The following is an 11,486-nucleotide window of genomic DNA, read 5'->3' as shown; positions in this document are numbered from 1 at the left end:
AAGGGGGTTTTTATATGATCAGTGTGGTAAAACGTGACGGAGAAATAGCAGAATTTTCCCTGAATAAGATAACAGAAGCAATTAAGAAGGCTTTTCGGGCAACGGGAAAGGAGTACAACAACGAGATTTTAGAGCTTCTTTCTCTTCGCGTTACCTCTGATTTCCAGAGTAAACTGGAGAATGGCAATATTTCTGTAGAACAGATTCAGGACAGTGTGGAGCATGTGCTGGAGCAGACCGGCTACACGGATGTCGCAAAGGCTTATATCCTTTACCGGAAGCAGCGGGAGAAAATCCGCAACATGAAAAATACCATCCTGGATTATAAGGATGTAGTAAACAGCTATGTAAAGGTAGAGGACTGGCGGGTAAAAGAGAATTCAACCGTAACCTATTCCGTAGGCGGTCTGATTTTAAGTAATTCCGGGGCCATTACAGCCAATTACTGGCTTTCAGAGATCTATGATCAGGAGATTGCCCAGGCTCATAGGAATGCGGACATTCACATTCACGATTTGTCGATGCTGACCGGCTACTGCGCCGGATGGTCTTTAAAGCAGCTTTTACTGGAAGGACTTGGCGGGATTCCCGGAAAGATTACCTCTTCTCCGGCGAAGCATTTGTCTGTTCTCTGCAATCAGATGGTAAACTTTCTGGGAATTATGCAGAATGAATGGGCCGGCGCCCAGGCATTTTCCTCGTTTGATACCTACCTGGCTCCCTTTGTCAAGGCAGATAATCTGTCCTATCGGGAAGTGAAAAAGTGCATTGAGTCCTTTATTTATGGAGTGAACACGCCCAGCCGCTGGGGAACCCAGGCGCCGTTTTCCAACATTACTCTGGACTGGACTGTTCCGGATGATATGGCAGAGCTTCCTGCGATTGTCGGCGGCAAAGAGATGGATTTCAAATACAAAGACTGTAAGCGGGAAATGGATATGGTTAACCGCGCCTTTATTGAAACGATGATAGAGGGAGATGCCAACGGACGGGGATTCCAGTATCCCATTCCTACCTATTCTATTACCAGAGATTTCGACTGGTCGGATACGGAAAATAACCGGCTGCTGTTTGAGATGACAGCCAAGTACGGCACTCCGTATTTTTCCAATTATATTAACAGCGATATGCAGCCCAGCGATGTGCGCAGCATGTGCTGCCGTCTGAGGCTGGATCTGCGTGAGCTTCGAAGAAAAACAGGAGGCTTCTTTGGTTCTGGAGAGAGTACAGGCTCCGTAGGCGTTGTGACCATCAATATGCCCAGGATTGCTTATCTTGCAAAAAATGAAGAGGATTTTTACGAGCGGCTGGATCACATGATGGACATTGCAGCCCGCTCTCTGAAGGTAAAGCGTGAGGTAATTACCAAGCTGTTACAGGGAGGTCTTTATCCTTATACAAGACGGTATCTTGGTTCCTTTGACAGTCATTTTTCCACCATTGGACTGATTGGAATGAATGAGGTGGGGCTTAATGCCAGCTGGTTGGGACGAGATATGACAGATCCGAAGACCCAGATCTTCACGAAAGATGTGCTGAACCATATGCGGGAACGATTGGTGATTTACCAGGAAGAATACGGTGATTTGTACAATCTGGAAGCAACTCCGGCAGAGTCCACTACCTACCGCCTTGCCAAGCACGATGTACAGCGTTATCCCGATATCCGGACTGCAGGCTGCAAGGGGGATACGCCTTATTATACCAACAGCTCTCATCTGCCTGTGGATTGTACGGCTGATATTTTTGAGGCTCTTGATATTCAGGACGAGCTGCAGACTCTTTATACTTCAGGAACCGTGTTCCACGCTTTTTTGGGAGAGAAGCTTCCTGACTGGAAGGCAGCAGCTCGCCTGGTACGAACGATTGCGGAGAACTACAAGCTGCCATATTACACCATTTCACCAACCTATTCCATCTGTCAGGAGCATGGTTATCTGATTGGGGAGCACAAGACCTGTCCCATCTGCGGCAGAGAGGCTGAGGTGTACAGCAGGATTACAGGATATTACCGACCGGTGAAGAACTGGAATGAAGGAAAAACTCAGGAGTACAAGAATCGCACGACCTACGATGTAGCTCATTCTGTGCTGCGGAAGAATCCGGAAGCCTCAGAACGGGTAAAGGAAGCAGTGAGACAAAGCAAATTGGAAAACGGTTTTGAATACACAGGAGAAAACGGGCAGGAGCAGATCGCATACCTGTTTACAACAAAAACATGTCCCAACTGTAAAATGGCGAAGGAATTTCTGCGGAATGTGCCTTATCAGACAGTTGATGCGGAAGAAAATCCTGACATTACCATGAAATTCGGCGTGATGCAGGCGCCAACGCTGGTAGTTGTAAAGGACGGGAAAATTGAAAAATTTGTAAATGCATCGAATATCCGGAAATTTGCGGAAACAAGGGAATGATGGATATAGAAGAAACAACATCAGGGCTGGTCTTTGAACCAGCCCTGGTGGATCAAAAGCTTAAGGATTCATTCCAAAATCTACAGTGACGGTGGCCTTGACGCTAAGCTGTCCTGGCATAACAGCCATATCGGCAGCAGATTCCATTTTAGCGCCTGCTCCGTATGTCAATGTATCGGAATTGGAATACCGGGCAGCAGGATTGTAGCCCTGTTCCTCAACGTGAAGAATACCAGATAAGGTTCTTCCTCCTGCCTGGGCAATGGTTTCTGCCTTTGTCTGGGCGGCAGCGACCGCCTTTTCCAGAGCTTCCTGATAAGCAGCATCGTAATTGCTTGAGAAATAGTCAACCGATTCAATTCCATTAACTCCAGCTTCCACAGACTGAGAAATGATGGCGCCTGCCTGATCCACAGGAATATCAGAAACCGTAAGAGAGGTGGTCATCTCGTATCCAGTGATCTCCCGGTTGTCAGAATTCCAGTTGTGAATAGGCTGAAGTCCATAGGCGGTGGTTTTAATAGAGGTTTCTTCCACCCCAAGTCCTTTCAGGGTTTCAATGGCCTTGTTCAGATCCAGGCTGTTGGCTTCCTGACAGGCAGAAGCAGTAGCTGCTCTTGTATAAATTGAGTAGGTGATCCGGGCCATATCAGGAGTGATTTTGACCTCCTCTGTGCCAGTAACGGTAATCGTATTCGAATTATCTGCATTTTGAACCTGGATGGTTTCCGGAAAGGGAACTGCAGTCTGTGTTCCAGCGCCGCATCCGGAGGCAGCCAAGGCAGAACCCAGAACGGCGGCAGTAAGGCCTGCTGTAAGAATCCATTTTTTTCTGTTTGTAATCATTGTTATCCTCCCTTCGCCTAATCGGCATTGCAGCTTTTTTCATTGCTGCTTTTTATATCTAGATCATACCAGAAATGGAAAATAACTGTATTTCTTTTCCCTTAAAGAAATAGGTAAGTTTTATTACAAAAGTCAAAATAATTCTTTCAGTCAGGAATTGTTATCAGCCATATAGTTCTCCGATACCGGAGACAGCCACGTAGATGTGGGATATTTTATACCAGGTGGAAAAATCGATAACTCCTGTCTGAGGAAGGCCAAATACAGACTGGAACTGCCGGACTGCTGCTGCAGTAGCAGGGCCATAAATGCCGTCTGGAGTGATGCGGGGGATAGCAGTATAAACAGTAGAAATTGCAGCAAGCTGCTCCTGAACCTGCATTACCTTCTGTCCGGAGGATCCGTAGGTCAGATCATAGCCAGGCCAGGAGGCTGGAATTCCGGAGATTTCCTCGGCGGTATTGACGTACATATCGTCTCCATAGAAATGGCGGAGAATACTGATGGGACTGTAGCCCTGCTCGCCAAGGCTGCAGGAGCCCCACTGGGTCATCCAGCCGCGTTCCAGACACTGAACCTGGCGCCCATCGCAGTACTGGGTCAGAATAGGCTGGCGCACATCTGGACGGGAAAGATAGTTATCAAAGATTTCATCTACAATAACAGAAATGCTCTCATAAATATTTCTTCCGGGAATCCATTTGTGATCAAAGGCAGTGGAGGAGGTAATGGTAAAATCATAGCCCCTGTTTCGGTAATGCTCAGTGAAAACCCGGTTCAGGGTAAAGCTCATAATAGCCAGTACATTGGCAGTAATGGTCGCCTGAGGCCAGGTGGCGTAGATTTCACTGGAAGCTACATTTTTAATATAGTCTCTGTACGGCACATAATAATCAGATGCAGAGGTATCTGTGGGAACACCGTCATGAACTACAATGGTCTGGGGAACTACAACACGGCTTAAAACAATTTCTCCAGATTCTCCTACAGGCTGAATTTCCGGCTCTGCAATTTTCGGAGGATAGGAGCCGTAAAGGGTGTGATCTGGAATCACGACAGGCTTTACGGCAGCAGGATCGGTTTCCGGCTCCATCCGAACGGGCTGAATGGCAACGGAATCTGCCAGAATCTCAGTTCCGTCAATCCGGACGGTTTTAAAACCGGGGGCTGTAATTTCCAGATTATATTCTGCATAAGGGCGGATACCGGATTCCGGATCCAGGCTGTATTCCACAGGGGGCGCTTCCAGAGAGATTTCCGGTGTCTGCCCGGAACGATCGGTATCTGCCTGTTCCAGAGGCCTTAGGGGAGCGTCAGTTCTGGAAACAGAGATTTTGGCATTTTGAACAGGAAAATTGTTTTCGATGTTTACAACATTGACCTGGAGAAAACCACGGCCGGTTCGAGCTTCGGCTGCCGTCATATCCTTTCTCCAAAAGGAATTTATTTTCATAAGATCCTCACACAATCTGTTTCTAAAGTATATCGGTAAAGGTTAAGAAAAATGTATGGATATATTTTTTCTTAACAATGGCTTGAAAATGCAAATAAAATCATGTATAATCTTATCAATTTGGGCACAAGTCAGACAGCCCAAAAGAACATATATTCTACGCAACCTGGAACAGAAAGGAAAGGTACCAACATATGAAAGCATTTCTTATTCTGGAAGACGGAACTGTTTTTACAGGAACCAGCATTGGTTCAGCCAGAGAGGCAGTCAGCGAGATTGTGTTTAACACATCTATGACCGGTTATCTGGAGGTATTGACTGACCCATCCTACGCAGGTCAGGCAGTTGTAATGACCTATCCCTTGATTGGCAATTATGGCATTTGTTATGATGATATGGAATCCGCCCGGCCGTGGCCTGACGGTTTTATTGTACGTGAATTATCCAGACTCCCCAGCAATTTCCGGTGTGAGGATACTATCCAGAATTTTCTTGAGAAAAATGATATTCCCGGCATCAGCGGAATAGATACAAGAGCGCTCACTAAAATATTAAGAGAAAAGGGAACCATGAACGGTATGATTACGACCAGAGAGTATGAGGATCTGGAAGAGCCAATCAGCCGTATTAAGGCATATTCTGTAAAGGGCGTTGTAAAGGCAACCTCCTGTAAAGAGAAATATGTGCTGGAGCCAGAAGACAGCAAGCTGCAGGAGCCTGTACGCCGGGTTGCGCTTCTGGACCTGGGAGCAAAGAAAAATATTGCCCGCTCTCTGGTTGAGCGTGGCTGCGAGGTAACGGTTTATCCCTGTGATACACCGGCAGAAGAGATTCTGGCATCCTGTCCCGATGGCATTATGCTGTCAAATGGACCGGGAGATCCCAAGGAAAATACAGAGATTATCCGGGAAATCCGGAAGCTGTATGAGTCCGATACACCGATTTTTGCGATCTGTCTTGGTCATCAGCTGATGGCGCTGGCAACAGGAGCAGACACCTTCAAACTGAAATATGGACACAGGGGAGGAAATCATCCGGTTAAGGATCTGGAAACCGGACGAGTATACATTTCTTCTCAGAACCACGGCTATGCGGTAGATCCGGAAAGCCTGGATCCGTCCGTGGCAGTTCCCGCATTTGTCAATGTAAATGACAAAACCAATGAGGGACTGAAGTACACAGGAAAAAATATTTTTACCGTTCAGTATCATCCGGAGGCATGCCCCGGACCATTGGACTCTGGATATCTGTTTGACCGGTTTATGAAGATGATGGGAGGGAATGAATAATGCCGAAGAATCCTGATATTAAAAAAGTTCTGGTACTTGGCTCCGGCCCGATTATCATTGGCCAGGCAGCTGAATTTGACTATGCAGGCACCCAGGCCTGCCGTTCCTTAAAAGAGGAAGGCATTGAGGTTGTTCTTTTAAACTCCAATCCGGCAACCATTATGACGGACAAGGATATTGCCGATCGGGTGTACATTGAGCCTCTGACAGTAGAGGTAGTAGAGCAGCTGATTAAAAAGGAGCATCCGGACAGCATCCTTCCCACTCTGGGCGGTCAGGCTGGACTGAATCTGGCTATGGAGCTGGAGGAGGCCGGATTTTTAGAGAAAAACCATGTGCGACTGATTGGAACTACGGCTCTGACCATTAAAAAGGCAGAGGATCGGGAAATGTTTAAGGAAACCATGGAGAAAATCGGTGAGCCGGTAGCGCCCTCAGATATTGTAGAAAATGTAGAGGACGGTCTGCGGATTGCAGAAGAAATCGGGTATCCGGTGGTTCTTCGTCCCGCCTACACCCTGGGCGGCAGCGGCGGCGGAATTGCCGAGGATCGGGAAACCTGCCGGGAAATTCTGGAAAACGGTCTTCGCCTTTCTCGTGTGGGACAGGTTCTGGTTGAACGCTGCATTGCCGGATGGAAGGAAATTGAATATGAGGTAATGCGTGACGGCGCCGGAAACGTGATTACGGTATGTAATATGGAAAATATCGATCCCGTAGGCGTTCATACAGGTGACAGTATTGTTGTGGCTCCCTCTCAGACTCTGGGGGATAAGGAATACCAGATGCTGCGCAGCTCTGCCTTAAATATTATTACAGAGCTGGGAATCACCGGAGGGTGCAATGTTCAGTATGCCTTAAATCCCAACAGCTTTGAATACTGTGTAATTGAAGTAAATCCCCGTGTCAGCCGTTCCTCTGCACTGGCATCGAAGGCGACTGGGTATCCTATTGCCAAGGTTGCTGCAAAGATTGCTCTGGGCTATACTCTGGATGAGATTAAGAACGCTGTTACAAAAAAGACCTATGCCAGCTTTGAGCCTATGCTGGACTACTGTGTGGTAAAAATGCCCCGTCTGCCCTTTGATAAATTTATCAGCGCAAAACGTACTCTGGGAACTCAGATGAAGGCAACCGGAGAGGTTATGAGCATCTGTACCAATTTTGAAGGTGCTCTGATGAAAGCCATTCGTTCCCTGGAGCAGCATGTAGACTGTCTGAAATCCTATGATTTCAGACATCTGGACAACGATGCGCTTCTGATGCAGTTAGGAAAGGTGGATGACCGAAGAATCTGGGTGATTGCAGAGGCACTGCGCCGGGGAATGGCTTATGAGATCATTCACAGCATTACCAAGATTGATTTCTGGTTTATCGACAAGCTGGCGATTCTGGTAGAGATGGAGCAGGCCTTAGAGAAGGGCCCGCTGACTCCGGAGCTGTTAAAGGAAGCGAAGCGGATGGAATTCCCGGACAATGTGATTGCCCGCCTTACCGGAAAAACTGAGGCAGAGATCAAGACAATGCGTCATGAAAATCAGATTCGGGCGGCCTACAAAATGGTAGATACCTGCGCGGCTGAATTTGCAGCAGAAACTCCTTATTATTATTCCTGCTTTGACGGAATCAGCGAGGTGGAGCCGGATGAGTCAGAAAACAGAAAGAAAAAGGTTCTGGTGCTCGGTTCCGGTCCTATCCGGATCGGCCAGGGAATCGAATTTGACTTCTGTTCTGTACACAGTACCTGGGCCTTTAAAAAAGAAGGCTATGAGACCATTATTGTAAATAATAACCCGGAGACGGTAAGTACGGATTTTGATATTGCAGATAAGCTATATTTTGAGCCGCTGACAGCAGAGGATGTGGAGAGCATCGTTGATATTGAGAAGCCGGATGGCGCTGTTGTTCAGTTTGGAGGTCAGACAGCCATTAAGCTGACAGAAGCGCTGATGAAAATGGGCGTGCCGATTCTGGGAACAGCGGCAGAGGATGTAGATGCGGCAGAGGACAGAGAACTGTTTGATCAGATTCTGGAGCAGTGCCAGATTCCGAGACCGGCAGGACAGACGGTATTTACTGCAGAAGAGGCCAAGAAGGCAGCGAATGAGCTGGGATATCCGGTTCTGGTGCGTCCCTCCTATGTGCTGGGCGGACAGGGTATGCAGATCTGCATCAATGACCATGATATTGATGAGTTTATTGGTATTATTAATATGATTGCCCAGGATCATCCGATTCTGGTAGATAAGTATATTATAGGAAAAGAGATTGAAGTGGATGCTGTCTGCGACGGTCAGGACATTCTGATTCCTGGTATTATGGAGCACATTGAGCGGACAGGAGTACACTCTGGAGACAGTATTTCCGTATATCCGGCCCCCAGCATTACCCCTGAGGTGGAAGCAAAGCTGGTGGATTATACAGAAAAGCTGGCACGGGCTCTTCATGTAAAGGGAATGATCAATATTCAGTTTATTGTAGCAGGAGAAGAGGTTTATATCATCGAGGTAAATCCCCGTTCCTCCAGAACCGTTCCCTATATCAGCAAGGTTACGGGAATCCCCATTGTGCCTCTGGCCACCCAGGTCATCTGCGGACATAGTCTGCGGGAGCTGGGCTACACGCCGGGGCTGCAGAAGAAGGCAGAGTATATCGCAATCAAAATGCCGGTATTCTCTTTTGAGAAAATCCGCGGAGCAGATATCAGCCTGGGACCAGAAATGAAGTCTACCGGTGAGTGTCTGGGAATTGCCAAAACCTTTAACGAGGCTCTTTATAAGGCATTTGAAGGTGCAGGAATTAAGCTGCCTAAGCATAAAAATATGATTATTACGGTGCGGGATTCGGAAAAAGAGGATGTGGTAGAGATTGCCCGCCGTTTCCAGAATGTGGGCTACCGGATTTTTGCCACCCGTGGTACCTCCAAGGCTTTAAATGATCATGGAATCAAAGCTCTTACTGTGCAGAAGCTGGAGCAGGAATCTCCCAATATTCTGGATCTGATTCTGGGGCATGAGATTGATCTGATCATCGATATTCCTCATCAGGGAGCGGACAGAAGCAGGGATGGCTTTATTATCCGGCGTAATGCCATTGAGACCGGCGTACATGTACTGACCAGTCTGGATACGGCTGCTGCTCTGGCAACCAGTTTGGAAAACAGGGCAAGAGAGCTGACTCTGGTAGATATTGCAAAGGTGGTACGGTAAAGGAGCAGGAAAGAACAGAAAGGATATTGGACAATGGCAGGAGGAATGCAGATGACATGGGATGACTGGAACCCATACCTGGGTGTGGATTACCGCCTGGTGGGGGCTGTGGCTGTCATCTGCCTTCTGGGCGCTGTGATCCTGGAAATTGGGGCTTTTCGGAGACGAAAGGCCCTTTTTGTGTATCCATGCGCAGGAAGGCAAAACGATATTTACTCAGGAAGCAAAGCGGGAAAATACCTGAGAAGAAATGAGGGTTACAGACCGGGGATCTTTTTGTGGAAAGGAATTCTCTGGTTCTATGTATTTACTATTTTATGTGCAACAGTTCTGGGAAGGAGCGGCGGTCAGAAACCAGAATTTTCTCTGGAGCTTTTCTGGACGTTGAAGGCGGCTCTTGCTACAGGAAACTGGAGGTATTGGTATTTTATTGTGGGAAATATTCTTCTGTTTGTGCCTCTGGGATTTCTGCTCTGGCAAACGGTTTCAGACAGACCCTGGAAAACCTTTCAAATTGTTATTTTGTGTTTTTTTCTTTCTGTGCTGGTAGAAGTTATTCAGTATATAACGGGAACCGGGTTCAGCGAGCTGGATGATTTTTTCAATAATACCCTGGGCGGCTGGCTGGGCTGCGGAGCCGGATTCCTGTATCAGAGAATATTTCACGGAAGGAGGCACTGAGAGAGGAGATGATGAAGTTTCAGGACTCCAATTTCACTGGGATGAAAAGAGAACATTCTGGTTTATACACTGGAATGGAAAGAGAACATTCTGCTTGCACTGTCTGTATTCTTGTGCTAAACTGAAAAAAAGCATACTACATTTCTTATATTTCTATGGGCTTATGGCCCGTCCGGTTCTGTCTTGGAATCATTTAGAAAGGTCTATGCTTATAATCCCCATATGATAAAGCAGAAGATCTTGAAAAAGCTTGTCTTCTGCAGTGCTTACAAATGCAGAAGGCAGAGAAGCTGCTTTCTGCCATAACAGACAGGAGGCGAAGAATGAGACAGAAACAGTCAAAGGAAAACAGCCGGAAGCATCATCAAAAGAGCAGTCCGGCAGTCAAACGGGAGGCAGAAAGCCTGTCAACATCCACAAACACAATCGAAAAAAACGAGAAAGCCAGATTGGAATCCCGGATAACTTCCGGTATGTCATATTCTGTTTCGGAAAAGGAATATGATAAGAAATTGGCTCAGGAACTGGAAGACCGTTATGAACGGTACCGGAAGATTCTAAAGGATCTTACGCTGATGAGCGACAGCTTTATGCGGGCTGTGCTGAAAAATCCGAAATGTACAGAGGAGGTGCTGCGGATTATTCTGAATAAAAACCAGTTACAGGTCATTGACCAGAGATTACAGGCAGATTATAAGAATCTGCAGGGCAGGTCGGCGATACTGGACTGTGTGGCTGTGGACAGAGAACACAATCTTTATAATGTAGAGATTCAGCAAAAAAGGGAAGGGGCATCTCCGAAACGGGCCAGATATCACAGCGGATTACTGGATATGAATCTTCTGGAGGCGGGGGAAGCGTATCAGAAGCTTCCAACCAGTTATGTCATATTTATTACGGAAACAGATGCGCTGGGGGATCATCTGCCGATTTATCACAGCAGCAGAAAAATCCGTGAAAACGGAAAGGATTTTCCAGACTGCGCTCATATCATTTATGTGGATTCAAAAAATCAGGAGGACACGGAGCTTGGAAGGCTGATGCATGATTTTCACTGCAAAGCGCCGGAAGAGATGTATAATCCCGTGCTGCGCCGGCAGGTTTATCAATTTAAAAAGACCAGGGAAGGAGTGACGTTTATGTGCAGAGAGATGGACAAGATTTACAGGGATGGAGAGAGAGCTGGAGAGAGAATAGGCCAAAAACGGGGAAAGAAACAAGGCGTAAGAAATGAACAAAGGAGAATCGTGAATTCTTTAAAAAGAAAAGGAAAGACAATGGACGAAATTGCCTATCTGACAGGAATTCATGAAAATGTGGTGAGGAAGCTTCTAGGGGACACTGCCTCTCTATAGTGTAAGAAAACGATAATTCTATTGTAAAGCATCTATCAGGGTCGATAGGTGCTTTTTTATGTCATAGGAATTTGCGTCCTATGAAATAAAAACGCTCCGCGAGGATCGCCATGGGTTGGAAGAGAATTTTGTCGCAGAAGCGACCCGCCGGAGGCGGAGAAGCTCGCGAGTTTCTTTCTTATTTTAGATAAGGAAAACTCATTTTATGATATAAAACGTTTCATGAGATTAGAATAGTA

The 11,486-nt window shown here is 46.8% G+C and carries 7 protein-coding genes; 5 read left to right on the top strand and 2 right to left on the bottom strand.

Features of this window, described 5'->3' with window-relative positions; translation table 11 throughout:
- The first annotated feature begins 14 nt into the window (after positions 1 to 14).
- The gene (locus ACESON_RS07615) at positions 15 to 2,414 is read left to right on the top strand and encodes a ribonucleoside triphosphate reductase (protein WP_373109136.1); all 2,400 of its coding nucleotides are present in this window, start codon (positions 15 to 17) and stop codon (positions 2,412 to 2,414) included.
- Between the two features lie 60 nt (positions 2,415 to 2,474).
- Here ACESON_RS07615 and ACESON_RS07610 read toward each other — a convergent pair whose 3' ends face one another.
- The gene (locus ACESON_RS07610; RefSeq protein WP_373109135.1) at positions 2,475 to 3,260 is read right to left on the bottom strand and encodes an SIMPL domain-containing protein; all 786 of its coding nucleotides are present in this window, start codon (positions 3,258 to 3,260) and stop codon (positions 2,475 to 2,477) included.
- Positions 3,261 to 3,423: 163 nt separating this feature from the next.
- Positions 3,424 to 4,683, bottom strand: coding sequence for a peptidoglycan-binding protein (locus ACESON_RS07605; protein WP_373109134.1), 1,260 nt, complete (start codon positions 4,681 to 4,683; stop codon positions 3,424 to 3,426).
- 224 nt (positions 4,684 to 4,907) lie between these two features.
- On the opposite strand from ACESON_RS07605, the gene ACESON_RS07600 reads away from it, so the two are divergent.
- From ACESON_RS07600 to ACESON_RS07585, 4 genes are all read left to right on the top strand, one after another.
- Positions 4,908 to 6,002, top strand: a complete 1,095-nt coding sequence (locus ACESON_RS07600; RefSeq protein WP_177958432.1) for a carbamoyl phosphate synthase small subunit — start codon at positions 4,908 to 4,910, stop codon at positions 6,000 to 6,002.
- Complete coding sequence (carB, locus tag ACESON_RS07595) at positions 6,002 to 9,211, top strand: carbamoyl-phosphate synthase large subunit (protein ID WP_373109133.1); 3,210 nt, start codon at positions 6,002 to 6,004, stop codon at positions 9,209 to 9,211. The genes ACESON_RS07600 and carB overlap by 1 nt, the downstream gene beginning before the upstream one ends.
- A 33-nt stretch (positions 9,212 to 9,244) precedes the next feature.
- Positions 9,245 to 9,892, top strand: coding sequence for a VanZ family protein (locus ACESON_RS07590; RefSeq protein ID WP_373109131.1), 648 nt, complete (start codon positions 9,245 to 9,247; stop codon positions 9,890 to 9,892).
- Positions 9,893 to 10,215: 323 nt separating this feature from the next.
- Positions 10,216 to 11,247 carry a PD-(D/E)XK nuclease family transposase gene (locus ACESON_RS07585; protein WP_373109129.1) on the top strand — a complete coding sequence of 344 codons (1,032 nt, stop codon included), beginning with the start codon at positions 10,216 to 10,218 and terminating at the stop codon, positions 11,245 to 11,247.
- Positions 11,248 to 11,486: the final 239 nt, after the last annotated feature.

The sequence above is a fragment of the Lachnoclostridium sp. Marseille-P6806 genome, assembly GCF_964238185.1.
GTDB lineage: Bacteria > Bacillota > Clostridia > Lachnospirales > Lachnospiraceae > Brotaphodocola.
Note: the sequence above shows the minus strand (reverse complement) of the source record. Positions and strands in the feature narration are given on the sequence as shown.

Coding starts and splice junctions, on each gene's coding strand:
- ACESON_RS07590 (WP_373109131.1), top strand. CDS start 9,245: ATGGCAGGAGGAATGCAGATGACATGGGATGACTGGAACCCATACCTG.
- ACESON_RS07600 (WP_177958432.1), top strand. CDS start 4,908: ATGAAAGCATTTCTTATTCTGGAAGACGGAACTGTTTTTACAGGAACC.
- ACESON_RS07610 (WP_373109135.1), bottom strand. CDS start 3,260: ATGATTACAAACAGAAAAAAATGGATTCTTACAGCAGGCCTTACTGCC.
- carB (WP_373109133.1), top strand. CDS start 6,002: ATGCCGAAGAATCCTGATATTAAAAAAGTTCTGGTACTTGGCTCCGGC.
- ACESON_RS07605 (WP_373109134.1), bottom strand. CDS start 4,683: ATGACGGCAGCCGAAGCTCGAACCGGCCGTGGTTTTCTCCAGGTCAAT.
- ACESON_RS07615 (WP_373109136.1), top strand. CDS start 15: ATGATCAGTGTGGTAAAACGTGACGGAGAAATAGCAGAATTTTCCCTG.
- ACESON_RS07585 (WP_373109129.1), top strand. CDS start 10,216: ATGAGACAGAAACAGTCAAAGGAAAACAGCCGGAAGCATCATCAAAAG.